The sequence below is a fragment of the Haemophilus aegyptius genome (genome assembly GCF_900475885.1).
Taxonomy (GTDB): Bacteria; Pseudomonadota; Gammaproteobacteria; order Enterobacterales; family Pasteurellaceae; genus Haemophilus; species Haemophilus influenzae.
Window position 1 is genome coordinate 516,131 of record NZ_LS483429.1, and the last position, 25,320, is coordinate 541,450.

The 25,320-nt window shown below is 38.8% G+C and carries 27 protein-coding genes; 18 read left to right on the forward strand and 9 right to left on the reverse strand.

Features of this window, described 5'->3' with window-relative positions:
• Positions 1 to 91 precede the first annotated feature (91 nt).
• From rpsG to tuf, 3 genes are all read left to right on the forward strand, one after another.
• The gene (gene rpsG, locus DQN49_RS02745; protein WP_005626581.1) at positions 92 to 562 is read left to right on the forward strand and encodes a 30S ribosomal protein S7; all 471 of its coding nucleotides are present in this window, start codon (positions 92 to 94) and stop codon (positions 560 to 562) included.
• A gap of 83 nt (positions 563 to 645) precedes the next feature.
• Positions 646 to 2,748 carry an elongation factor G gene (gene fusA / locus DQN49_RS02750; RefSeq protein ID WP_005651039.1) on the forward strand — a complete coding sequence of 701 codons (2,103 nt, stop codon included), beginning with the start codon at positions 646 to 648 and terminating at the stop codon, positions 2,746 to 2,748.
• 64 nt (positions 2,749 to 2,812) lie between these two features.
• Entirely contained in the window at positions 2,813 to 3,997 is a 1,185-nt protein-coding gene (tuf, locus tag DQN49_RS02755) for an elongation factor Tu (protein ID WP_005654658.1), read from the forward strand.
• 129 nt (positions 3,998 to 4,126) lie between these two features.
• On the opposite strand, the gene DQN49_RS02760 is transcribed toward tuf, so the two are convergent.
• The 5 genes from DQN49_RS02760 to fkpA all read right to left on the reverse strand — a co-directional run bounded on the left by DQN49_RS02760 (position 4,127) and on the right by fkpA (position 6,639).
• A complete protein-coding gene (locus DQN49_RS02760; RefSeq protein ID WP_005649577.1) occupies positions 4,127 to 4,414 on the reverse strand; it encodes a DsrH/TusB family sulfur relay protein in 288 nt (95 codons plus the stop codon).
• An 8-nt stretch (positions 4,415 to 4,422) separates the two neighbouring features.
• Entirely contained in the window at positions 4,423 to 4,782 is a 360-nt protein-coding gene (tusC, locus tag DQN49_RS02765; RefSeq protein WP_005654660.1) for a sulfurtransferase complex subunit TusC, read from the reverse strand.
• Complete coding sequence (gene tusD, locus DQN49_RS02770) at positions 4,779 to 5,159, reverse strand: sulfurtransferase complex subunit TusD (protein WP_005654661.1); 381 nt, start codon at positions 5,157 to 5,159, stop codon at positions 4,779 to 4,781. The genes tusC and tusD overlap by 4 nt, the downstream gene beginning before the upstream one ends.
• Positions 5,159 to 5,824 (reverse strand): helix-turn-helix transcriptional regulator, encoded by a 666-nt coding sequence (locus DQN49_RS02775; protein WP_006995229.1) that lies wholly within the window; start codon positions 5,822 to 5,824, stop codon positions 5,159 to 5,161. Before DQN49_RS02775 ends, tusD begins: the two co-directional genes overlap by 1 nt.
• Before the next feature lie 89 nt (positions 5,825 to 5,913).
• Positions 5,914 to 6,639, reverse strand: a complete 726-nt coding sequence (fkpA, locus tag DQN49_RS02780; protein WP_006995228.1) for an FKBP-type peptidyl-prolyl cis-trans isomerase — start codon at positions 6,637 to 6,639, stop codon at positions 5,914 to 5,916.
• 97 nt (positions 6,640 to 6,736) lie between these two features.
• On the opposite strand from fkpA, the gene DQN49_RS02785 reads away from it, so the two are divergent.
• Entirely contained in the window at positions 6,737 to 6,958 is a 222-nt protein-coding gene (locus DQN49_RS02785; protein ID WP_005649565.1) for a SlyX family protein, read from the forward strand.
• Positions 6,959 to 7,045: 87 nt separating this feature from the next.
• Here the strand turns inward: DQN49_RS02785 and pgdx are convergent, their stop codons facing one another.
• Positions 7,046 to 7,771, reverse strand: a complete 726-nt coding sequence (pgdx, locus tag DQN49_RS02790; protein ID WP_005692022.1) for a hybrid peroxiredoxin PGdx — start codon at positions 7,769 to 7,771, stop codon at positions 7,046 to 7,048.
• Between the two features lie 123 nt (positions 7,772 to 7,894).
• Between pgdx and oxyR the strand changes: the two genes are divergently transcribed.
• Both oxyR and fabR read left to right on the forward strand, forming a co-directional pair.
• Positions 7,895 to 8,800, forward strand: coding sequence for a DNA-binding transcriptional regulator OxyR (gene oxyR / locus DQN49_RS02795; RefSeq protein ID WP_005649559.1), 906 nt, complete (start codon positions 7,895 to 7,897; stop codon positions 8,798 to 8,800).
• Complete coding sequence (gene fabR / locus DQN49_RS02800) at positions 8,800 to 9,417, forward strand: HTH-type transcriptional repressor FabR (RefSeq protein ID WP_005629669.1); 618 nt, start codon at positions 8,800 to 8,802, stop codon at positions 9,415 to 9,417. The genes oxyR and fabR overlap by 1 nt, the downstream gene beginning before the upstream one ends.
• A 57-nt stretch (positions 9,418 to 9,474) precedes the next feature.
• Here the strand turns inward: fabR and greB are convergent, their stop codons facing one another.
• Positions 9,475 to 9,963, reverse strand: a complete 489-nt coding sequence (greB, locus tag DQN49_RS02805) for a transcription elongation factor GreB (RefSeq protein ID WP_006995227.1) — start codon at positions 9,961 to 9,963, stop codon at positions 9,475 to 9,477.
• A gap of 94 nt (positions 9,964 to 10,057) precedes the next feature.
• Here greB and DQN49_RS02810 point away from each other — a divergent pair, with 94 nt between their 5' ends.
• The 4 genes from DQN49_RS02810 to DQN49_RS02825 all read left to right on the forward strand — a co-directional run bounded on the left by DQN49_RS02810 (position 10,058) and on the right by DQN49_RS02825 (position 16,471).
• The gene (locus DQN49_RS02810) at positions 10,058 to 12,379 is read left to right on the forward strand and encodes a Tex family protein (protein ID WP_006995226.1); all 2,322 of its coding nucleotides are present in this window, start codon (positions 10,058 to 10,060) and stop codon (positions 12,377 to 12,379) included.
• 125 nt (positions 12,380 to 12,504) lie between these two features.
• Positions 12,505 to 14,925, forward strand: coding sequence for a DNA topoisomerase (ATP-hydrolyzing) subunit B (gene gyrB, locus DQN49_RS02815; protein ID WP_006995225.1), 2,421 nt, complete (start codon positions 12,505 to 12,507; stop codon positions 14,923 to 14,925).
• A 151-nt stretch (positions 14,926 to 15,076) separates the two neighbouring features.
• Positions 15,077 to 15,751 carry a ribulose-phosphate 3-epimerase gene (rpe, locus tag DQN49_RS02820; protein WP_006995224.1) on the forward strand — a complete coding sequence of 225 codons (675 nt, stop codon included), beginning with the start codon at positions 15,077 to 15,079 and terminating at the stop codon, positions 15,749 to 15,751.
• Positions 15,752 to 15,796: 45 nt separating this feature from the next.
• Complete coding sequence (locus tag DQN49_RS02825) at positions 15,797 to 16,471, forward strand: phosphoglycolate phosphatase (protein WP_013526394.1); 675 nt, start codon at positions 15,797 to 15,799, stop codon at positions 16,469 to 16,471.
• A gap of 64 nt (positions 16,472 to 16,535) precedes the next feature.
• Here DQN49_RS02825 and asnA read toward each other — a convergent pair whose 3' ends face one another.
• Positions 16,536 to 17,528, reverse strand: a complete 993-nt coding sequence (gene asnA, locus DQN49_RS02830; RefSeq protein ID WP_005649541.1) for an aspartate--ammonia ligase — start codon at positions 17,526 to 17,528, stop codon at positions 16,536 to 16,538.
• Positions 17,529 to 17,681: 153 nt separating this feature from the next.
• On the opposite strand from asnA, the gene asnC reads away from it, so the two are divergent.
• On the forward strand, positions 17,682 to 18,134 hold the full coding sequence (asnC, locus tag DQN49_RS02835; protein ID WP_006995222.1) for a transcriptional regulator AsnC: 453 nt from the start codon (positions 17,682 to 17,684) through the stop codon (positions 18,132 to 18,134).
• A 26-nt stretch (positions 18,135 to 18,160) separates the two neighbouring features.
• Here asnC and hslR read toward each other — a convergent pair whose 3' ends face one another.
• Complete coding sequence (gene hslR, locus DQN49_RS02840) at positions 18,161 to 18,556, reverse strand: ribosome-associated heat shock protein Hsp15 (protein WP_006995221.1); 396 nt, start codon at positions 18,554 to 18,556, stop codon at positions 18,161 to 18,163.
• Positions 18,557 to 18,784: 228 nt separating this feature from the next.
• Here hslR and DQN49_RS02845 point away from each other — a divergent pair, with 228 nt between their 5' ends.
• From DQN49_RS02845 to DQN49_RS02875, 7 genes are all read left to right on the forward strand, one after another.
• Entirely contained in the window at positions 18,785 to 20,773 is a 1,989-nt protein-coding gene (locus tag DQN49_RS02845; protein WP_006995220.1) for an OPT family oligopeptide transporter, read from the forward strand.
• A gap of 52 nt (positions 20,774 to 20,825) precedes the next feature.
• Positions 20,826 to 21,242, forward strand: coding sequence for a hypothetical protein (locus DQN49_RS02850; RefSeq protein WP_006995219.1), 417 nt, complete (start codon positions 20,826 to 20,828; stop codon positions 21,240 to 21,242).
• 4 nt (positions 21,243 to 21,246) lie between these two features.
• Entirely contained in the window at positions 21,247 to 22,056 is an 810-nt protein-coding gene (cysQ, locus tag DQN49_RS02855) for a 3'(2'),5'-bisphosphate nucleotidase CysQ (RefSeq protein ID WP_032826246.1), read from the forward strand.
• 75 nt (positions 22,057 to 22,131) lie between these two features.
• Positions 22,132 to 23,616 carry a glucose-6-phosphate dehydrogenase gene (gene zwf / locus DQN49_RS02860; RefSeq protein WP_006995217.1) on the forward strand — a complete coding sequence of 495 codons (1,485 nt, stop codon included), beginning with the start codon at positions 22,132 to 22,134 and terminating at the stop codon, positions 23,614 to 23,616.
• 84 nt (positions 23,617 to 23,700) lie between these two features.
• On the forward strand, positions 23,701 to 24,399 hold the full coding sequence (gene pgl / locus DQN49_RS02865) for a 6-phosphogluconolactonase (protein WP_006995216.1): 699 nt from the start codon (positions 23,701 to 23,703) through the stop codon (positions 24,397 to 24,399).
• 93 nt (positions 24,400 to 24,492) lie between these two features.
• Entirely contained in the window at positions 24,493 to 24,651 is a 159-nt protein-coding gene (locus DQN49_RS10390; RefSeq protein WP_223395594.1) for a DUF1304 family protein, read from the forward strand.
• 87 nt (positions 24,652 to 24,738) lie between these two features.
• Positions 24,739 to 25,272 (forward strand): transposase, encoded by a 534-nt coding sequence (locus tag DQN49_RS02875; protein ID WP_006995214.1) that lies wholly within the window; start codon positions 24,739 to 24,741, stop codon positions 25,270 to 25,272.
• Positions 25,273 to 25,320: the final 48 nt, after the last annotated feature.

A 25,320-nucleotide genomic window follows, 5' to 3' on the forward strand; every position in this document is an offset into this window, starting at 1 on the left:
AAAAAGCGCTTTGTGCTGCAAATTTTCTCAATGAGAAATATTGCTGATGGGTTTTGGATATCCTGAAGATTAAAATACGGAGAAATTCGCAATGCCACGTCGTCGTAGTGTTGAAGCACGCAAGATTCTTCCAGATCCGAAGTTCGGTTCAGAATTACTTGCAAAATTTATTAATGTAATCATGGTAGACGGTAAAAAATCCGTTGCTGAATCAATCGTTTATGGTGCTTTAGAAACTTTAGCACAACGCACGGGTAAAGAGCCTTTAGAAGCGTTTGAAGTTGCACTTGAAAACGTACGTCCAACTGTTGAGGTTAAATCTCGTCGTGTTGGTGGTTCTACTTACCAAGTGCCAGTTGAAGTGCGCCCTGTACGTCGTAACGCATTAGGTATGCGTTGGATCGTTGAAGCAGCACGTAAACGTGGTGATAAATCAATGGCTTTACGCCTTGCAAACGAATTATCTGATGCTTCAGATAATAAAGGTGCAGCAGTGAAAAAACGTGAAGACGTTCACCGCATGGCTGAAGCTAACAAAGCATTTGCTCACTACCGTTGGTAATAAGTTTTTGAATTTAAAGGGCTTCATCGTTGATGAAGCCTTACCCTTATATAAACTGATATTAAATAAACAAGGTTATAATAATGGCTCGTACAACCCCTATTGAAAGATATCGTAATATAGGTATCAGTGCGCATATTGATGCGGGTAAAACTACTACTACTGAGCGTATCTTATTCTATACTGGTGTTAGCCACAAAATCGGTGAAGTGCACGATGGTGCAGCAACGATGGACTGGATGGAACAAGAACAAGAGCGTGGTATCACCATTACCTCTGCGGCAACAACTGCATTCTGGTCTGGTATGTCACAACAATTCCCACAACATCGTATCAATGTTATTGATACTCCGGGACATGTGGACTTTACTGTTGAAGTAGAACGTTCTATGCGTGTTCTTGATGGTGCGGTAATGGTTTACTGTGCGGTTGGTGGTGTTCAACCACAATCTGAAACCGTATGGCGTCAAGCTAACAAATATGAAGTTCCACGTATTGCGTTCGTAAACAAAATGGACCGTACTGGTGCTAATTTCTTACGTGTTGTTGAACAATTAAAAACTCGCTTAGGTGCTAATGCTATTCCTCTTCAACTCCCTGTTGGTGCAGAAGAAAACTTCACAGGTGTAGTTGATTTGATCAAAATGAAAGCGATCAATTGGAATGAAGCAGACCAAGGTATGACTTTCACTTATGAAGAAGTGCCTGCTAATATGCAAGCAGACTGTGAAGAATGGCGTCAAAATCTTGTTGAAGCGGCAGCTGAAGCATCAGAAGAATTAATGGAAAAATACTTAGGTGGCGAAGACTTAACTGAAGAAGAAATTAAGTCAGCATTACGTCAGCGTGTATTAGCAAATGAAATTATTTTGGTAACCTGTGGTTCTGCGTTCAAAAACAAAGGTGTTCAAGCAATGCTTGATGCAGTTGTTGAATACCTACCAGCACCAACTGATATTCCTGCTATTAAAGGTATCAATCCAGATGAAACTGAAGGTGAGCGTCACGCAAGTGATGAAGAACCATTCTCTTCATTAGCATTTAAAATTGCAACTGACCCATTCGTCGGTAACTTAACATTCTTCCGTGTATATTCTGGAGTGATTAATTCTGGAGATACAGTATTGAATTCTGTACGTCAAAAACGTGAACGTTTTGGTCGTATCGTACAGATGCACGCTAATAAACGTGAAGAAATTAAAGAAGTTCGTGCAGGTGACATCGCAGCTGCTATCGGATTAAAAGATGTAACTACTGGTGATACATTATGTGCAATTGATGCACCAATTATCCTTGAGCGTATGGAATTCCCAGAGCCAGTAATTTCTGTTGCGGTAGAACCAAAAACTAAAGCTGACCAAGAAAAAATGGGCTTAGCATTAGGTCGTTTAGCACAAGAAGACCCTTCATTCCGTGTTCACACAGATGAGGAATCTGGTGAAACCATTATTTCTGGTATGGGTGAGTTGCACTTAGATATCATTGTTGATCGTATGAAACGTGAGTTCAAAGTGGAAGCTAATATTGGTAAACCACAAGTATCATACCGTGAAACTATCCGTACTCGTGTTAATGATGTAGAAGGTAAACACGCTAAACAATCTGGTGGTCGCGGTCAATATGGTCATGTTGTTATCGACTTATACCCATTAGATCCAGAAGGCCCTGGTTATGAATTTGTAAACGAAATCAAAGGTGGTGTAATTCCTGGTGAATACATTCCAGCCGTTGATAAAGGTATTCAAGAACAACTTAAATCTGGTCCATTAGCGGGTTACCCAGTAGTTGATCTTGGTGTACGTTTACACTTCGGTTCATACCATGATGTGGATTCATCTGAGTTAGCATTTAAACTTGCTGCGTCTTTAGCATTTAAAGCGGCATTCTCAAAAGCAAACCCAGTATTACTTGAGCCAATTATGAAAGTTGAAGTTGAAACTCCACCTGAATATGTTGGTGATGTAATTGGTGATTTAAGCCGTCGTCGTGCTATGGTAAACGGTCAAGAAGCGAACGAGTTTGTTGTTAAGATCGATGCTGAAGTTCCACTTTCAGAAATGTTCGGTTATGCAACAGACTTACGTTCACAAACTCAAGGTCGTGCATCATACTCAATGGAACCGTTAAAATATGCTGAAGCTCCAACAAGTGTGGCAGCTGCAGTAATTGAAGCGCGTAAAAAATAATTTTTGTAAACCAGCGGTGTAAAATATGATTGTTTTATACCGCACTTCTTAGGAAACATTAGCAATGTCTAAAGAAAAATTTGAACGTACAAAACCGCACGTAAACGTGGGTACAATCGGCCACGTTGACCACGGTAAAACAACTTTAACAGCAGCAATCACAACCGTATTAGCAAAACATTACGGTGGTGCAGCGCGTGCATTTGACCAAATTGATAACGCGCCAGAAGAAAAAGCGCGTGGTATTACCATCAACACTTCACACGTTGAATACGATACACCGACTCGCCACTACGCACACGTAGACTGTCCGGGACACGCCGACTATGTTAAAAATATGATTACTGGTGCGGCACAAATGGATGGTGCTATTTTAGTCGTAGCAGCAACAGATGGTCCAATGCCACAAACTCGTGAACACATCTTATTAGGTCGCCAAGTAGGTGTTCCATACATCATCGTATTCTTAAACAAATGCGACATGGTAGATGACGAAGAGTTATTAGAATTAGTAGAAATGGAAGTTCGTGAACTTCTATCTCAATATGACTTCCCAGGTGACGATACACCAATCGTACGTGGTTCTGCATTACAAGCATTAAACGGCGTAGCAGAATGGGAAGAAAAAATCCTAGAATTAGCGGGTCACTTAGATACTTATATTCCAGAACCAGAACGTGCGATTGACCAACCGTTCCTTCTTCCAATCGAAGATGTGTTCTCAATCTCAGGTCGTGGTACTGTAGTAACAGGTCGTGTAGAACGTGGTATCATCCGTACAGGTGATGAAGTAGAAATCGTCGGTATCAAAGATACAGCGAAAACTACTGTAACGGGTGTTGAAATGTTCCGTAAATTACTTGACGAAGGTCGTGCAGGTGAAAACATCGGTGCATTATTACGTGGTACCAAACGTGAAGAAATCGAACGTGGTCAAGTATTAGCGAAACCAGGTTCAATCACACCACACACTGACTTCGAATCAGAAGTGTACGTATTATCAAAAGATGAAGGTGGTCGTCATACTCCATTCTTCAAAGGTTACCGTCCACAATTCTATTTCCGTACAACAGACGTGACTGGAACTATTGAATTACCAGAAGGCGTGGAAATGGTAATGCCAGGGGATAACATCAAGATGACAGTAAGCTTAATCCACCCAATCGCGATGGATCAAGGTTTACGTTTCGCAATCCGTGAAGGTGGCCGTACAGTAGGTGCAGGCGTTGTTGCGAAAATCATCAAATAATTGATGAATTCTTGAATGTCTTAAAGATAAAAGACAGAAGAAGTAAAAAGAAAAGTGCGGAGAAAATTCTCCGCATTTTTTATTCTATATCTGATACTTTGCTTGAGTATTTACTAAATTATTTGATTTTTATAGTGATAGCTGTGGTAAATAATTTTCAGTGATTCCAACAAGTTCTTCTATTGATATTAATTTTATCTTGCTGCTTTGAGGTAAAAGTGCGGTGAGATTTCTTGCTAAAATATCTTGTTTTAATATCATGCAATTCCCTTTACATTTGGCAAAATAATCAGGATATTTTATTGCCAATAACACACCGTCTTGCCATAGTACTACCGCATCTTTTTCTGTAATATATGAAAAATAGTCATCGAGTTCAGTTTTGGGATAATCTGATTGAGAAAATGTATAAAGCATAATATTCCTTAGAAAGTAAACAATTTTTCTGCTTGATTAAGCTTTTCTAGCAATAAAGAGCGGTCAATTTTTTCACAAGATAGGATAAGTTCTCTATTATCTAATTTAAATTTCTGCAAAGACGCTGTGCAGATAAAGCGTTGTTCTACATCATATAAATCTAATAATTTAAAGGTTCTAATGAAATCTTTTTGTTGAATGATTTCGGGTTGTTGGTTATCGATAAGATTTAATACGCCATCATCGATAAAAAATATCCCAATATCATTGGGTTCACAAAAAGCTGTCGCGGCAAGAATTGCATCTAAGCCTTCTCGTGAAATGGATGTGCCATGTGGAGATGTGCGAAATAAAAAGGCTATCTTCATAGGGTTATTACTCGATCTGCGTTTAAACTTGCTGCTATAAATTCTCCAAGACCTGCAATTGTGAATCCCTCTGCAAGATTGTAGTGAGCTGTAGTTGGTGTAGTTAAGTTATCAACAACACCTCGTCTTTGAGATGCTGCAACACATAAATGTAAAGGAATATTGTAGGTAATAGAAAACATTTGCCAATGTTTTTGTAAATTAACTTCATCATTGGCTGGATACACTAATGCATTTCCGTTACTCACTCCATCTTGGAAGAAAAAAATCTGTGAGATTTCGTGTCCTTTTTTGATTAAGGCATCTGCAAATTGATAAGCTAAAAATGCCCCTTGCTTTCCGTAAATAGGGCTTTTGACGGCGATAACATAGCGCATTATTCTTGCTCTTGTTTGATTTGGCGGATGTACAGGTAAACCGTATGTCGGGAAATATCTAAGCGTTCTGCGACTAAATTAATCGCATCTTTAATATCAAAAATACCTTTTTCGTAAAGAGAAAGGACGATTTGTCGGTTTTTAGTATTATTGGCAACAGCACGATCCGCATTGACTTCTTCTATTGTTTTTTCAATAGTCTGCGTAACCAAGTCTTCCACTGAATTCGCAAAGTTCACTGAAGATGTTTCATTCGTATGCTCCGTTGGCATAAAGCATTGCAAAAATTGAAACATGGGTACATCTAAATTGATATTGATGCAAAGCAAACCAATAATACGTTGAGTTTTATTACGAATAGCGATAGTAACTGATTTCATCAGTACGCTGCCTTTTGCTCGTGTAAAATAAGGTTTTGAAACACTTTCGCTTTGCATATTTCGTAGCGAACGTAAGGCAAGATCAGTAATTGGCGAACCAACTTGTCGATTAGTGTTATGTCCGTTGGCAATACAAACAGCAGAATGTTCAATATTTTCCAGAGAATGAAGCACGATTTCGCAGTGCTCGCCAATCAGTGCGCTGACACCATCAACGACTGGTTTGTAGGAATTTATGATAGCCTGATCTTCATCAGTGAAAGGATATTTATCGTTTAATGTCATAGCGTTAGGTTAAAAGTGCGGTAAAAATTCCGCTCGTTTTTTATAATAAAAAGCACGCGTTAAAGAACGCGCGCTATTAAACTTATCCGTTATTTTTCAGATTTCGGATTGACGTCCAATACTTCCACATCAAAAATTAATGTTGAATTTGGTGGAATAGATGTACCAGCACCTTGTTCGCCATAGCCTAATTCAGGTGCAATAACTAATTGAATTTTTCCGCCTTTTTTCACTAATTGAAGACCTTCAGTCCAGCCTTTAATTACTTGATCAAGTTGGAATTCTACAGGTTGTCCGCGCTCGACAGAGCTATCAAATACTTTTCCATTTGGTAATTTACCCGTGTAATGTACTTTAACGGTATCCGTTGATTTGATTGTATCGCCTTTACCTGCACTTTCAATTTTATACATTAAACCAGATTGCGTCGTTTTTACATCTTTACCTTTAGCAAATTCAGCACGGAATTTATCGCCTTCTTCTTTTGCTTGTTTAGCAATCGATTCTGCTTTTGCTTTTGATGCAGCCACTAATTTTGCTTCAATAGATTCTAAGGTTTTTTGGATTTTTTCATCTTTACGAACATCCACTTTGCCTTCTAAAGCATCTTTTAAGCCATCTAAAATACGCGCATTATCATATTTAATAACTTCTTTGTGGGAATCAACAAGATCTTTCATTTGACTGCCCATGAGCGTACCTACTGCATAAGATGCCGCTTTTTCATCGAATGTGTTATCTTCTGCAAAAACTTGGCCAGAAATCACCGCACTTACCATTAATGCTGCGATAGATAATTTTTGAATTTTTAACATATAAGTTAATCCTTTATAATGAATGGAATAATACGAGGAATAGATTAAATGGCTTTCTATCTATTCTCAACTTTTTTTTAGAATTTAGAGAAAATTTATGCAAATTCAACAAATGTTAGAAAATCGCATCGAAGAACTTGAAATGAAAATTGCATTTCAGGAACAGTTATTAGATGAATTAAATCACGCTTTAGTTCAACAGCAATTTGATATTGATAAAATGCAAGTCCAATTGCGTTATATGGCAAATAAATTAAAAGACTTTCAACCGTCTAACATTGCAAGTCAATCTGAAGAAACGCCACCGCCCCATTATTGATTTTTGCAATAAATTCGTACAAATGAAAAGGGCGCTTAATGCGCCCTTTAAATTACATTCCCAAATAATAATCAGCTAAATACTTGCTTATGCAAAGTATTTTTCTAAATCGTCGCTACCGCCAATATGTTTACCACCGATAAATACTTGTGGAACAGTAGTACGACCTGAAACTGCACGTACGCTCACGATTGTTGCATCGTGACCTAATATGATTTCTTCAAAGCTTAAGCCTTTATCGTGTAAAAGTTGTTTTGCTTTTGCACAGAAAGGACAGCCAGGTTTTGTGAAGATTGAAATAGACTCTTGCACTTGGTGTTGTGGTGCAAGGTATTTCAACATAGTGTCAGCATCGGATACTTTGAACGGATCGCCTGGTTCGTTTGGTTCGATAAACATTTTTTCAACTACACCGTTTTTCACAAGCATAGAATAACGCCATGAACGTTTACCGAAGCCTAAATCTTCTTTACCAACTAACATACCCATGCCTTCGGTAAATTCACCATTACCATCTGGAATGAAAGTGATGTTTTCAGATTTTTCATCTTCTTTCCATGCGTTCATTACGAAAGTATCATTTACAGATACAACAAGAATATCGTCTACACCGTATTTTTTGAATACTGGCGCTAATTCGTTGTAACGTGGTAAGTGTGATGATGAGCAAGTTGGAGTGAATGCGCCCGGTAATGAGAACACGATCACTGTTTTGTTATCAAATAACTCTGAGGTAGTTACATCAACCCATTTATCACCCTGACGAGTGCGGAATGTCACTTGAGGGACTTTTTTTCCTTCCATACTAGACATTGTTTTTTTCTCCTATTGGTTGTTAATTTAAATTTTACGTGCTGTATTATAGGGAAAATTATGATATAGTCATAATCAATTAATTCTATTCTTTTAATTGAATTTTTCTATAGGGAAAATCTCATGAATATCCGTGATCTAGAATATCTTGTTGCTTTATCTGAATATAAACATTTCCGCCGTGCTGCCGATTCTTGTAATGTGAGCCAACCAACATTAAGTGGGCAAATTCGTAAATTAGAAGATGAGCTCGGTATTATTTTGTTAGAACGTACTAGCCGTAAAGTGTTGTTTACTCAATCTGGGATGTTATTGGTTGATCAGGCTCGTACAGTTCTTCGAGAAGTAAAATTATTGAAAGAAATGGCGAGTAATCAAGGTAAAGAAATGACCGGGCCATTACACATCGGTTTAATTCCAACGGTTGGTCCTTATTTGCTCCCTTATATTGTGCCAATGTTAAAAGCGGCATTCCCTGATTTAGAAGTGTTTCTTTATGAAGCGCAAACGCATCAATTATTAGAACAATTGGAAACGGGGCGTTTAGATTGTGCTATCGTTGCCACTGTTCCAGAAACTGAGGCTTTTATTGAAGTACCTATTTTCAACGAGAAAATGTTACTCGCCGTATCAGAGCATCATCCTTGGGCTCAAGAAAGTAAACTTCCAATGAACCAATTAAATGGTCAAGAAATGTTAATGCTTGATGATGGTCATTGTTTGCGCAATCAAGCGCTAGATTATTGCTTCACTGCTGGTGCGAAAGAAAATTCCCATTTCCAAGCAACTAGTCTTGAAACTTTGCGCAATATGGTGGCAGCGAATGCTGGTATCACTTTTATGCCTGAATTAGCGGTACTAAATGAAGGTACGCGCAAAGGTGTGAAATATATTCCTTGTTATTCGCCAGAGCCATCACGCACCATTGCGTTGGTTTATCGTCCTGGTTCGCCATTACGTAATCGTTATGAGCGTGTGGCAAGTGCGGTCAGCGATGAAGTTAAATCTATTCTAGATGGGTTGAAATAATGGCTGGTGTTCGTGCTGTTCAAAAAGAAAAGACTCGTCGCGCTTTAGTGGATGCGGCATTTAATCAGCTTAGCGCAGAAAAAAGTTTTTCTAATTTAAGTTTACGAGAAGTGGCGCGCGAGGCTGGTATTGCGCCTACCTCTTTCTATCGCCATTTTAGTGATATGGATGAACTTGGCTTAGAAATGGTGGATGAAGCAGGTTTGATGTTGCGCCAATTAATGCGTCAAGCGCGTAAACGCATTGATGCGGGCGGTAGTGTTATTTCTGTTTCTGTGGATACATTTTTTGAATTTATTACTAATAGCACGAACGTTTTTCGCTTGTTATTACGCGAAAGTTCAGGCACTTCTCAAGCTTTTCGTACTGCGGCAGCACGCGAAATTAAGCATTTTGTTGATGAGTTAGCAGAATATATTTCCTACAAACATCAATATTCGCAATATGTTGCTTATGTTCAAGCGGAAGGCATCGTAACAATCGTATTCACTGCAGGGGCGAATGCTTTAGATATGAGTAAAGCTGAGCGTGAGCAACTTAAAGCTCGAGTGATTTTGCAGTTGAGAATGCTTGCAAAAGGTGCTGATTTTGCTGCAAATAAGGAAAGAGGCAAATAAGATAGTTTTTATATCTAGTCAATTAATTTTTCTTTGTGCTTAGGTATTTGCTATCTTTTATTTTTCCGAGTTATTCTCATACCAAATTTTATTTATATAAAGGGTAATAAAACCTGATGGCGTTTCTACCCGCACTTCGTCGTCTAATGTTTTTCCGATTAAAGCTCGAGCAACTGGGGAATCAATGGATATCCAATTTTTCGCAGGGGCAAATTCATCACAACCGACGATACGATATTGCTTGGTTTCGCCTTCTTCATTTTCTAATTCCACCCACGCACCGAAGAAAACTTTTCCCTCTTGCTTTGGGTTGTAATCGACAATTTGTAGCACTTCCAATCTTTTAGTTAAAAAACGCACGCGGCGATCAATTTCACGTAAGCGACGTTTACCATAAATATATTCGGCATTTTCGCTACGATCGCCTAGTGCAGCTGCATCTGAAACGGCTTGAGTGACTTTTGAGCGTTCTTCTTTCCACAAAAACTTGAGTTCTTGGTCAAGCGCAAGCCAGCCTTGACGGGTAATATAATTTGATTTTGCCATAATAAAATAAAAGAAAGTTTTTTGAATTATATTTGAGCCATCCCGCTAAAACCAGTATTCTATCTTCGTTTTTTTATAATAAAGAAGTACGACAATGTTAAATCAACAAATTAGCCAAATTATTGCGGCAGAATTAACCGTTCAACCCCAACAAATTCTTGCTGCCATTCAATTATTAGATGATGGCAACACCATTCCATTTATTGCACGTTATCGTAAAGAAGCCACAGGGGGCTTAGATGACACCCAGCTTCGCCATTTTGAAACCCGTTTAATTTATTTACGTGAGTTAGAAGAACGTCGTCAAACCATCTTGAAATCTATTGAAGAGCAAGGAAAATTGACTGATGAATTGCGTGACAAAATTGATGCGACACAAAGCAAAACCGAATTAGAAGATTTATATTTGCCGTACAAACCTAAACGTCGCACCAAAGGGCAAATTGCCATTGAAGCTGGTCTTGAGCCATTGGCTGATTTACTTTGGAACGAGCCAAAAAATGATCCAGAATCAACCGCATTTTCCTTTGTTGATGCTGAAAAAGGCGTAGCTGATAGTAAAGCTGCGTTAGACGGTGCTCGCTATATTTTAATGGAGCGTTTTGCTGAAGATGCGGGCTTATTAGCGAAAGTCCGTGATTATTTAGCAAAAAATGCCGTTATCGTATCAAAAGTGATCGAAGGCAAAGAAACGGAAGGCGCAAAATTCCAAGATTATTTCGACCACCAAGAATTATTGAAAAAAGTGCCTTCTCACCGAGCATTGGCCATGTTCCGTGGACGTAATGAGGGCATTTTACAATTAAGTTTAAATGCTGATCCTGATGCAGAAGAGGGAAGTCGTCAAAGTTATTGCGAAGAAATTATTCGTGATTATTTAGATGTACGTTTTACTGGTCAGCCAGCAGATAAATGGCGTGAGCAAGTGATTGCGTGGACATGGAAAATTAAAGTTTCGTTGCATTTAGAAACGGAATTAATGGCAAGTTTACGTGAAAAAGCGGAAGAAGAAGCCATTGATGTTTTCGCCAGAAATTTGACCGCACTTTTAATGGCAGCACCGGCAGGGGCGAAAAGTACTATGGGCTTAGACCCAGGCTTACGTACGGGAGTTAAAGTTGCAGTAGTGGATAACACAGGTAAATTATTAGATACCACCACCATTTATCCACACACGGGGCGTGAAGCTGAAGCTCAAGTGGCGATTTTCAGCTTAATCCGCAAACATAACGTGGAATTAATTGCCATTGGTAATGGTACGGCTTCTCGTGAAACTGAACGTTTTGCGAAAGACGTGATTAAAGAAATTAAAGAAAATAAAGAAAATAAACCACAAACCGTTGTAGTAAGCGAAGCTGGCGCGTCCGTTTATTCAGCTTCTGAATTTGCCGCAAATGAATTCCCGAATTTAGATGTATCTTTACGTGGTGCGGTCTCTATTGCACGTCGTTTACAAGATCCATTGGCAGAATTAGTGAAAATCGAACCGAAAGCCATTGGTGTGGGGCAATATCAGCACGATGTAAACCAAACCCAACTTGCGCGTAAACTCGATGCAGTAGTGGAAGACTGTGTAAACGCAGTAGGTGTGGATTTGAATACCGCATCCGCACCATTATTAGCTCGTGTAGCTGGTATGACAAAAACCTTAGCACAAAACATTGTGGAATATCGTGATGAAAATGGGCGTTTTGAAAGCCGTGCAGAATTGAAAAAAGTGCCGCGTTTAGGACCAAAAGCCTTTGAGCAATGTGCAGGCTTTATGCGTATTGCAAACGGGAAAAATCCACTTGATGCTTCAGGTGTTCACCCAGAAGCTTATCCTGTGGTCGAAAAAATCTTGCAAGCTACCGCGCAATCTATTCAAGATTTAATGAGTAATGCCAGTGTGGTACGTCAGCTTGATGCAAAACAATTCATTGATGAGCAATTTGGTTTACCGACCGTCCAAGATATTTTCAAAGAGTTGGAAAAACCAGGGCGCGATCCCCGTGGTGAATTTAAAACTGCCGTATTTGCAGAAGGCGTGGAAGAAATAACGGATTTAAAACCTGGTATGATTTTAGAAGGAACAGTGACTAATGTAACCAATTTTGGCGCATTTGTGGATATTGGTGTTCATCAAGATGGTTTAGTGCATATTTCATCATTAAGCGATAAATTCGTGGAAGATCCCCATCAAGTGGTAAAAACAGGCAATATTGTAAAAGTCAAAGTGTTAGAAGTAGATGTGTCACGTAAACGCATTGCATTGACGATGCGATTAGATGAAAGTGCGGTCAAAAATGACGGTAAATCTGACCGCACTTTATCCGCAAGACCTCGTGGAAATACGCAGCGAGAGGCGCGTAGTTCAAGAGGTAATAATGCGATGGGCAATGCCTTTGCTGATGCGCTAAAAAATTGGAAAAAATAACAAGTTATAGGGCGAAATTATTCGCCCTTTTTTTATCGCTTTCCTTTCCCGAAAAGCATCGCCAAAACGGCGATTTTTTGCTATAATCTCGCCCGATTTTTATTTACAAAAGAATGAGATAAATTATGTCAGAAACGACCAATGATAACTATGGTGCATCGAGCATTAAAGTATTAAAAGGCCTTGATGCGGTGCGTAAGCGTCCTGGTATGTATATCGGCGATACCGATGACGGTACGGGTTTGCACCATATGGTATTTGAAGTGGTGGATAATGCCATTGATGAAGCCCTCGCTGGCCATTGTTCCGATATTATCGTGACAATTCACGATGATAATTCTGTATCGGTGCAAGATGATGGGCGCGGGATTCCTGTGGATATTCATCCTGAAGAAGGCGTTTCTGCAGCGGAAGTGATTATGACTGTGCTTCACGCAGGCGGTAAATTTGACGATAACTCTTATAAAGTATCGGGCGGTTTACACGGCGTGGGCGTATCTGTAGTGAATGCGCTTTCTGATAAGTTACAATTAACCATTCGTCGTCAAGGTCACGTTCACGAGCAGTTTTATCATTTAGGGGAGCCTCAATCGCCATTAACAGTGATTGGCGAAACAGAGGCAACGGGGACAACGGTTCGTTTCTGGCCAAGCTCAGATATTTTTGCTATCACAACCTTTGATTACAAAATCTTAGCAAAACGCTTACGTGAGCTTTCTTTCTTGAATTCTGGCGTATCTATTCGTTTAATCGATAAACGTGATGGATCTGAAGATCATTTCCATTACGAAGGTGGTATTCAAGCATTCGTAGAATATTTGAACAAAAATAAAAACCCAATTCATCCAAAGCCATTTTATTTTACCGCTGAGAAAGATGGTATTGGCGTAGAAGTTGCATTGCAATGGAATGATGGTGTAAATGAAAACGTGTACTGCTTTACCAATAACATTCCTCAACGTGATGGCGGTACTCACCTAGCTGGTTTCCGTGGGGCTTTAACCCGTAGCTTAAATAGCTATATGGAAAACGAAGGCATGCTGAAAAAAGAAAAAGTGGCGACTTCAGGCGATGATGCGCGTGAAGGTTTGGTGGCGATTATTTCCGTTAAAGTGCCTGATCCAAAATTCTCATCGCAAACGAAAGACAAACTCGTGTCTTCAGAAGTTAAAAGTGCGGTGGAATCAGCGATGAATGAAAAAATGCAGGAATATTTATTAGAAAATCCTGCAGATGCAAAAATCATTGTAAATCAAATTATTATGGCTGCTCGTGCGCGCGAAGCCGCACGTAAAGCGCGTGAAATGACGCGCCGTAAAGGGGCATTAGATATTGCAGGTTTACCGGGTAAACTTGCAGACTGCCAAGAAAAAGATCCTGCACTTTCTGAACTTTACTTGGTGGAGGGTGACTCTGCGGGTGGTTCTGCGAAAGTTGGTCGTGATCGTAAAACTCAAGCAATTTTGCCATTGAAAGGTAAAATCTTAAACGTAGAAAAAGCACGTTTCGACAAAATGTTGTCTTCCCAAGAAGTGGGCACATTAATTACTGCTTTAGGCTGCGGTATTGGTCGTGATGAATATAATCCAGATAAATTACGTTATCATCATATCATTATTATGACCGATGCTGATGTGGATGGTTCTCACATCCGTACGTTGCTTTTAACGTTTTTCTATCGTCAAATGCCTGAGCTGATTGAGCGTGGTTATGTTTACATTGCTCAGCCGCCACTTTACAAAGTGAAAAAAGGAAAACAAGAACGCTACATTAAAGATGCGGATGAAATGGAGCAATATGAATTAACCCTTGCGTTAGATGGCGCAGAATTACATATCAGCGCAAATGCACCAGCAATGAATGCCCTTGTATTTGAGAAATTGGTGGCAGAATATAACAGCGTACAAAAACTTATCGGTCGTTTAAACCGTCATTACCCAGTGCCTGTATTGCAAGGATTAATTTATCAGTCGCCAATTTCTGTTGAAATGATGAAAAACGAAAGTGCGGTGGAAAATTGGGGTAAATCTTTTGTTGAACAACTGACTGCAAAAGAAACAGAAGCACATCAATATTCAGTGCGTACACAATTTAATGCGGAACGCCAAGTGTATGAAGCGGTGATTACTGTTCGCAAACACGGTATTGATACCGATTATTTCTTGAATTTTGATTTTGTTCACGGCAATGAATACGCGAAAATTGTTTCTCTTAATAAACAACTCAATGGTTTATTAGAAGAGGGTGCTTATGTTATTCGTGGCGAAAAAGTACAACCAGTACGTAGTTTTGAACAAGTCGTTGAATGGCTAGTGAAAGAATCTCGTAAAGGTCTTGAAGTACAACGTTATAAAGGACTTGGGGAAATGAATGCAGATCAACTTTGGGAAACCACAATGGATCCAAATTCACGTCGTATGTTGAAGGTTTCTATTAAGGACGCCGTTGCAGCGGATCAACTCTTCACGACCTTAATGGGAGATGAAGTTGAGCCACGTCGTGAGTTCATTGAGCTGAATGCGTTAAGAGCAAATTTGGACGTGTAAATTTTCGTCTATTTATATTCAATTCATGACTGAAAGGGCACCAAAGTGCCCTTTCTTTGTTTATCTTGTTATTTCATATAAGGATTACTATTGGTTTTTTGAACTTAAGTGAGTAAACTAAATGCACTCATTTTCTCAACGGAGAACCTTTATGAAACCTTATCTTATCGCCCCATCAATTCTTTCTGCCGATCTTGCACGTCTTGGCGATGACGTACAAAACGTACTTAATGCAGGCGCGGATGTTATTCATTTTGATGTTATGGATAATCATTATGTACCTAATCTCACTTTTGGGTCTGCGGTATGTCAAGCTTTACGTGATTATGGCATTACCGCACCGATAGATGTGCATTTAATGGTAAAACCGATCGATCGCATTATTCCCGATTTTGCTAAAGCGGGTGCGAACTACATCACTTTTCACCCAGAATCTAGCGAACATATTGACCGCTCTTTGCAGCTTATTCGCGATTGTGGTTGTAAATCTGGATTAGTTTTTAATCCTGCGACGCCGTTGAGCTATTTAGATTATGTTTTGGATAAAGTGGATGTGGTTTTATTAATGTCAGTGAATCCTGGATTTGGCGGACAATCTTTTATTCCAGCAACATTGAAGAAATTACAACAGGCTCGTAAGATCATTGATGAAAGTGGTTATGACATTCGTCTTGAAGTAGATGGTGGCGTGAAGGTTGATAACATCGCAGAAATTGCCGCGGCGGGTGCAGATATGTTCGTGGCAGGTTCTGCAATTTTTGGTAAGCCAGATTATAAACAAGTTATTGACCAAATGCGTACACAGTTAGCGAGAGTTAGCGTATAACCGTTATTTTAATAAAATATGATCGTAATAGAACAGAGAAAAACAATGAACACACAATTTAAACTTATTGGCTTTGATTTAGATGGCACCTTGGTAAATAGCCTGCCTGATTTAGCGTTATCCGTAAATTCTGCCTTGGCTGAATTTAATTTACCGCAAGCGCCAGAAGAATTAGTTTTAACTTGGATCGGCAATGGTGCACCTGTATTAATTGCTCGAGCGTTAGATTGGGCGAAAAAACAAACAGGAAAAGTGCTAACTGAAACAGAGGTTAAGCAAGTAACAGAACGTTTTAATTTTTATTATGGCGAGAATTTATGTAATGTCAGTCGCTTGTATCCAAATGTAAAAGAAACTTTAGAAACCTTGAAAGAAAAAGGCTATGTCCTAGCAGTTGTTACCAATAAACCCACAAAGCACGTTCAACCTGTGTTGGCAGCATTTGGCATTGATCATTTATTTAGTGAAATGTTGGGTGGTCAATCCTTACCTGCCATTAAGCCACATCCAGCTCCACTTTATTATTTATGCGGAAAATTTGGTTTTGAACCACGCCAAGTGCTTTTCGTGGGCGATTCTAAAAATGATATTATCGCGGCTCACGCTGCGGGCTGTGCAGTTGTTGGTTTAACTTACGGCTACAATTACAATATCCCTATCCGTGAATCCAATCCAGATTGGGTGTTTGATGATTTTGCCCAGCTATTAAGTATTCTTTAGGTTTTCCATCTAATAAAAAGTGCGGTTAATTTTTACCGCACTTTTGTTATCTACTTAATTGATTTTAAAGAATGTTTGAAAATTCTTCTAACATTTCTTTTGGCCATACGCTTGATTGCACTTCACCGATATGTTTTTTACGAAGTAAAAGCATCGCTAAGCGAGATTGACCGATACCACCGCCGATAGTTAATGGCAATTTTCCGTTTAATAAATCTTGGTGCCAATCCATTTTTAAACGGTCTTCATCGCCTGTTAAGCCAACTTGTAAGCGTAATGCACTTTCATCCACGCGGATACCCATTGAGGATAGTTCAAAGGCTTTGCCTAATTGGTCGTTCCATACCAAAATGTCGCCATTTAAGCCTTTGTAGCCATTTTCAGATTCTGTTGTCCAGTCATCATAGTCAGGTGCACGACCATCATGAGGTTTGCCATCTGAAAGTTTGCCGCCAATCCCGATTAAGAATACTGCACCGTATTCTTTACAAATTGCGTTTTCACGCTCTTTACTGCTTAAATCTGGATAGCGTTTTACTAAATCTTCGCTATGCACAAAGGTAATCTGTTTTGGAAGAATGGAAGGAATATCAAAACGTGCTTCTACGGCTAATTCTGTTAAACGAATAGCACGATAAATAGAATTTACCGTTTCTTTTAAGTATGCAAAATTACGACGACCTTCAGGAATCACTTTTTCCCAGTCCCATTGATCTACATAAACAGAGTGCGTTGGATCAAGAGAATCTTCATCGGGACGCAATGCTTTCATATGAACAAACAAGCCTTCGTCTTCTTTAAAGTTGAAACGAGCTAATGTATGGCGTTTCCATTTCGCAAGAGAATGTACTACTTCAAATACGGCATTTGGAATACATTTCACGTTAACTTGAACGGCTTTTTCAATGCCAGATAAGTTATCTTGCATTCCGTTACCCACTTGGCTCAAAATTGGGCCTTGCACTTCAATAATGCCAAGTTGCTCAATAAGATTTTGCGTGAAAGTGTTCTTCACAAAGCTGATTTCTTGTTGTTGTAAAATAAATGTCTTTTTCATTTTGATAACCTTTTTTAATGAGGAATAATATTTTTGAGTATTATTCAATAAATTATGATTTTATTTCAAGTATTTTATTTACTTTCTTATTTTGATTAGATAATATCTAATTCAGTAATGAAAAATTAAATAAAATCTAAAGGAGGTTGTTTTATGCACAATATTGACAGTTTAGATCGGCAAATCTTACGTGTACTCACCAAAGATGCGAGAACTCCCTATGCCGAAATGGCTAAAAACTTTGGCGTCAGTCCAGGAACGATTCACGTTCGGGTCGAAAAAATGCGTCAATCGGGCATTATTGAAGGCACGAAGGTGATCATTGATGAGCGTAAATTAGGCTATGATGTATGTTGTTTTATCGGCATTATTCTAAAAAGCGCAAAAGATTATGAGAAGGTAATCAAAAAGCTAGAAAGTTTCGATGAGGTAGTGGAAGCCTATTATACAACGGGTAATTACTCAATTTTCTTAAAAGTGATGACACACACAATCGCAGAATTACATTCTGTTTTGGCGACAAAGATTCAGTTAATAGATGAAATTCAATCCACTGAAACCTTGATTTCAATGCAAAATCCAATTTTGCGAGATATTAAACCTTAAAAACACAGAAAAGTGCGGTAAGATTTTTATTCAAATTTATCCTGATGTTTAAATTTCAATAAATCTCTCCGCTCTTTTTTGTTTGGGCGACGATCAGGATGGGGCATTGAAAGTGAATTGTTTTTTCTTGCCCACGCGATTTCTTCTCTTTTTTTCACGCTATTTTCGGTTTCTTGATAAAGTAATTGTGCTTCTGGCGCACCTCGGCGTTGATCGCTTAAGGCGATAATTTTTATTTCTTTTTCTTCGTTTCCTTGACGAAGTTTTAACATTACGCCCACTTCCACAATTTTACTTACTTTCGCACGTTGATTGTTGTAATGCACTTTACCACTTTCAATCATGGCTTTAGCAATGCTACGTGTTTTGTAAAATCGTGCAGCCCACAACCATTTATCTAATCTGACTTCTTTTTCTGCCATTATTTTCTCCTTATTTTAATTCGACAAAATAGTACCACAAAGTATGCTAATGAACTGTTATTAAAAATTTTATTCTTTAATAGGATTTTTATTAAATGAAAAAAAATCAAAACAGGTTAATTTAAACATTTTTCAATAAAACAAATTTTATGTTAAAAAAACTTGAAAAATGGTCAAATTTTTGACAAGGTTGAGCGGTTTTCTTTTTTTTACTCAAGGAACATTTTTATGCATAACGAAAACTTAAAAGAATTGACCGTTCGAGGAATTATCCTCGGCGCATTGATTACAGTGATTTTCACTGCATCCAATGTGTATCTCGGTCTAAAAGTGGGGGTGACATTTGCGTCATCTATTCCGGCTGCGGTGATTTCTATGGCTGTGCTGAAATTTTTCAAAGATTCCAGTATCCTTGAAAATAATATGGTGCAAACTCAAGCATCTTCTGCGGGTACGCTTTCTTCCGTCATCTTTGTCTTACCCGGTTTACTAATGATGGGTTACTGGCAAGACTTCCCATTCTGGCAAACCATGTTGATTTGTGCCGCTGGTGGTACATTAGGTGTGTTATTCACTATTCCATTACGCCGTGCGATGGTGGTAAACAGTGATTTACCTTATCCTGAAGGTGTAGCTGCTGCAGAAATTTTGAAAGCGGGTAATCATGCAGATGGGGACAGCGGTGTGAAAGATATTGTTTACGGTGGTGTTTTAGCGAGCTTAGTTGCATTTTTAACCAATGGTTTACGCGTTATGGCTGATGGTGCAAGCGCTTGGATTCAAACGAGTAAAGCTGCTTTCCAATTACCAATGGGCTTTTCACTTGCCTTGCTTGGGGCGGGTTATTTAATTGGTATCGTAGGCGGTATCGCAATGTTAGTTGGTGTGATTTTGACTTGGGGTGTGGCTGTGCCATATTTCACTATGTCAGGTGATATTGCAGCAGACGCAAGCTTAATTGATGCCGCAATGGTGGTTTGGAAAACGAAAGTACGCTTTATTGGTGTAGGTACAATTGGTATCGCAGCGATTTGGACATTACTTATTTTAATGAAACCAATGATTGAAGGGATGGTACATTCTTTCCGTATGTTGAAAGGTGGACAAGTTGAATCTGAGCACCGCGTTGATATCGACCTTTCTCCAAAAACAATGATTTACATCTTGATCGCGACTGTTGTGTTAGTCGTTATTTCATTACACCACTTTATTTCGGCTGCACCAATTTCACCAGAACTTTCCATTTTATTAGTGGTAGTTTGTACTTTCTTAGCTGTATTTATCGGCTTCTTTGTGGCTGCAGCTTCTGGTTATATGGCAGGTTTAGTGGGTTCATCTTCAAGCCCAATTTCTGGTATCGGAATTATTTCTGTTATTGTGACTTCATTAGTATTGGTGTCAATCGGTAATGCTTCGGGCTTATTTGAAACCGTAGATGGTCAGAAATTTTTGACCGCACTTACATTGTTTACGGCATCTATCGTAATCACTACAGCTTGTATTTCTAATGATAATCTACAAGATTTAAAAACGGGTTTATTAGTTGAAGCAACACCTTGGCGCCAACAAGTCGCATTAATTATCGGCTGCTTTGTGGGTGCGCTTGTTATCGCACCAGTATTAGAAATCTTGTATCACGCGTATGGTTTCAGCGGTGCGTTGCCACGCCCAGATATGGATCCGTCACAAGCCTTATCTGCGCCACAAGCAACACTAATGACCACCATTTCTCAAGGTATTTTCACAAATAAATTGGAATGGACTTACATCTTAACTGGTATAGGTTTAGGTGCTGTGTTAATTACGATTGATGCATTCTTGAAAAAAGTCAGCAACAAAGTCTTTGGCTTGCCAGTTATTGCTGTGGGGATTGGTATTTACTTACCGCCATCAATTAATATGCCTGTGATTGTCGGTGCATTCTTAGCGTGGATCATGACTCGTCATATTGCAAAACTTGGTAACAAAGAAGTGTCAGCTAAAGCAGAACGTTTCGGTACGCTTTTCTCTGCGGGTTTAATTGTAGGTGAAAGCTTAATGGGTGTGATTTTAGCATTCATTATCGCTGCTTCTGTTACCACAGGCGGTTCTGAAGGGCCATTATCCTTAAATCTTGAAAACTGGGATACGATTGGCGAGTGGTTAGGTTTAATCGTATTTATCGTGGGCATTGTGATTTTTGCATCTCGCGTATTACGTGCGAAAAAATCTGATTAATCCTTAAATTTATTTTAGAATAGGCTACCTTTTGGATAGCCTATTTTTTATTATGAAATCTTACTTAAAAACACTTATTTTTTTCCCTCTGATTTTGCAGGTCATCGTCACCGCACTTTTGATTTGGTTTGATGATGATTCAAGTGGCGTTATCGTTCCTTTTTCTCGCTATGCTCTCACAGCATTTCTTCTCGCCACAATTCCCGCATTTTTAACCGCACTTTTAGCTGCAAAATTCCGTTACATACGTTATAACATTGCTTCGATTGTATTCGTTTCATCGATTATTTCATTTGTTTACTGCAACATGGCATCTTATTTTTATTTGTTATTGCTCGGCAAACAAGAAGCTTCCTTTTGGCAATGGATAACGGAGGGTGGGTTATCTCTCGGATTAGTGAGTACGTGCGGAATGGTATTTTATGCTCTATTTGTTATGCCGTGGTTGCTGCCAAAAACAAGAGAATGATTTTATGCTGACGTTAAACGAACATTTACTCAACCAAGTATTGCTGATTGCTTATCAAGCGGGTAAGCATTTGCAACAGTTTTATCAAAAACAGGTTCATATTGAATGGAAAGAAGACAATACGCCTGTGACGGAAGCAGATCTTTTTGTGAGCCAATTTTTAACAGAAAAATTGACCGCACTTTTCCCTAATGTCCCTGTTCTTTCGGAAGAAAATTGCCATATTTCCTTTGAAGAGCGTAAAAATTGGAAAGAATATTGGTTAATTGATCCTCTTGATGGCACACAACAATTTATTAATCGTACCGATCAATTTTCTGTGTTGATTACCTTAGTTCGTAAAAATAAACCAGTGTTAAGCGTTATTCACGCGCCAGTTTTATCAATCACTTATTATGCAATGGATAATTTCGGCGCATTTAAAAAACAACTGGATCAGGTAAAAAAACTCACTAAAAACACGACAGATTTTGACCGAACTTTACGAATTGCGGTAGGTTCAACCACTTCTCAAGAAAAAGTGCGGTCGATTTTACCGAAGGATTTTCTTTGTAAATTTGTTGTGGTCGGTTCAAGTAGCTTAAAAAGCGGTTTGGTGGCTGAAGGTGCAGTGGATTGTTATGTTTGTTTAGGGAAAACAGGCGAATGGGATACCGCTGGTGCTGAAGTGTTGCTGGGTGAAACTCACGGTGCCATTTTTGACTCTCATTTTGAGCCTTTAACCTATAACCAACGTGAAACCTTGATTAATCCGCATTTTTTAATGGTGGGCGATCAATCGCTCGATTGGCGTTCTATCTTTCAATTTAATTGATTGGTTCGATTGGTTTTTTTCTCTAGAATACGGCATTATTTTCCGATATTACTCGGAATCTTATAAGGAATAATTATGCAAACTGATAATAACTGTATCGTCATCTTTGGCGCGTCTGGTGACTTAACTCACCGTAAACTCATTCCAGCTCTTTATAATCTCTACAAGATCGGGCGTTTGAGTGAAAACTTTTTCGTTCTAGGTGTTGCACGTTCTGACTTGAACGATGAAACTTTCCGCGAAAAAATGCGTGAGGCGTTAATCCATAATGAAGAAACAACACCAGAAACCTTAGATGCTTTCTGCTCTCATCTTTATTACCAAGCTGTGAATACTTCTGATGCTCAAGATTATGGCAAACTTGTTCCACACTTAGATGATCTTCATGATAAATATCAAACTTGTGGTAACACCCTTTACTATATGTCCACTCCGCCAAGTCTTTATGGCGTGATTCCTGAGTGTTTGGCTGCACACGGTTTAAATACGGAAGAATATGGCTGGAAACGTATTATTGTGGAAAAACCTTTTGGCTACGATGAAAAAACGGCGCAAGAACTCGACGTTCAAATTCATCGTTTCTTTGAAGAGCATCAAATCTATCGTATTGACCATTATCTTGGTAAAGAAACTGTACAAAACTTACTTGTTTTACGTTTCTCAAATGGGTGGTTTGAGCCGCTTTGGAACCGTAATTTCATTGATTATGTGGAAATTACCGGTGCAGAATCTATTGGCGTGGAAGATCGCGGGGGCTATTATGATGGTTCTGGCGCAATGCGAGATATGTTCCAAAACCATTTATTGCAAGTGTTAGCGATGGTGGCAATGGAGCCGCCAGCGATTATTAACGCGAATTCAATGCGTGATGAAGTAGCAAAAGTGATGCATAGTTTGCGTCCATTAACTTCGGAGGATATGGAGAATAACCTTGTTTTGGGTCAATACACTGCGGCTGAAATTAACGGCAAAATGGAAAAAGGCTATCTAGAAGAAAAAGGCGTACCGGCAAATTCTCGTACTGAAACCTACATCGCATTACGTTGTGAAATTGAAAACTGGCGTTGGGCTGGTGTGCCGTTCTATGTTCGTACGGGTAAACGCTTACCAGCTCGTGTGACTGAAATTGTGATCCATTTTAAAACTACGCCACATCCTGTATTCAGCCAAAATGCACCAGAGAATAAATTAATTATTCGTATTCAACCTGATGAAGCGATTTCAATGCGTTTTGGTTTGAAAAAACCAGGTGCAGGTTTTGAAGCGAAAGAAGTATCAATGGATTTCCGTTATGCAGATTTAGCAGGCGCGCAAGTATTAACCGCTTATGAACGTTTATTGTTGGATGCGATGAAAGGAGATGCAACCTTGTTTGCTCGTACTGATGCTGTGCATGCCGCATGGAAATTTGTGCAACCGATTTTAGATTACAAAGCCAATGGTGGTCGTATTCACGAATATGAAGCTGGCACTTGGGGGCCTGTTGCAGCTGATAAATTAATCGCAAAACAAGGCAAAGTGTGGCGTAAACCAAGTGGATTGATGAAGAAAAAAGTTTAACTAATCTAATGTAGGGTGGGCTTTAGCCCACCGCTCTTACTAACATAATAAATTGTGGGCTAAAGCCCACCCTACGGAAAATCAATGAACTATATCAGCTTCCCAACTGCTCAACATGCAGTCGATAAAATTGCACAAGAATTTGTGATTTATAGTCAATTAACTCACCCTGTGCATATTTCCCTTTCTGGTGGTTCGACGCCTAAGTTATTATTTAAAACCCTAGCCAAATCACCTTATGCGGAACAAATTAACTGGAAAAATCTGCATTTTTGGTGGGGAGATGATCGTATGGTTCCGCCATCTGATCCTGAAAGTAACTATGGCGAAGTGCAAAAACTTTTATTCGATCATATTCAAATTCCAACGGAAAACATCCATCGAATTCGTGGTGAAAATGAACCGCACTTTGAGCTAAAACGTTTCGAAGAAGAATTAAGTGCGGTCATTCCAAACGGTGTTTTTGATAGGATTATTTTAGGTATGGGAACTGATGGTCATACTGCTTCTCTTTTCCCACATCAAACCAATTTTGATGATGAAAACCTTGCTGTCATTGCAAAACACCCTGAAAGCGGTCAAATTCGTATTTCTAAAACAGCCAAACTCATTGAACAAGCTAAACGCATTACCTATTTGGTGACAGGCGAAAGCAAGGCGGATATTTTAAAAGAAATTCAAACTACCCCAGCAGAAAACTTGCCTTATCCCGCTGCCAAAATTAAAGCAAAAAATGGGGTGACGGAGTGGTATTTGGATAAAGCAGCGGCAAGGCTGCTCTAATGGAAATTTTAGCCTATATTTTAACTGCACTTGTCACCCTTGAACATTTCTACATTCTCTATTTAGAAATGTTCACCATTGAAAGCAAAAGTGGTGTTCGCCAATCAAGGGTTATACAACGGCTTTTTGGCAGCAGGGATTATTTTTGGTTATGCCATCAACCAAATTTCGGTGATTTATTTATTTTTAGGTTGTGTGATTATCGCCGCAGTTTTTGGGGCAGTTACGACGAAGAATAAGGGATATTGGTAAAGCAGGGGTTGCCTGCAGTGTTGGCAAAATTGATCGCTTGTAGGGGCAAATTACATTTGCCCTATAAAAACAATTACAGCGGAATGTATGACTACGAAATATAATGCAGGTATTCATCATCGAAGATCGATTCGTTTAAAACATTATAATTATCGTTCTGAAGGATTTTATTTCATCACCATTTGTTGTAAAAATAAAGAATGTCTATTTGGGCATATCATTAATCAACAAATGCAATTAAATGATTTAGGGAATTACGTAAAACAGTGTTGGGAAAATATTCCAATGTTCTTTCCACAAGTACGAATTGATGAATTTGTTATTATGCCAAATCATTTACACGGTATTATTGAAATTATTGAACAGGTAAAGGGCAAATGTAATTTGCCCCTACAATCAAGAGCAGCACAAAAGGGAACATCTCAAACAATTGGCTCAATAGTTCGTGGATTTAAAGCAGGTGTAACATCTTGGGCAAGAAAAAATAGTGAAATTTTTGATGTTTGGCAGCGAAATTATTATGAACATATTATTCGTGATGAAAAATCCTATTTGCAGATTTATGAATATATTCAAAATAATCCTATTTTATGGGAACAAGATAAATTATATGTAGATTAAAAGGGCGAATGTAATTCCCTCCTACAATTTATCTACATCATAGACAAA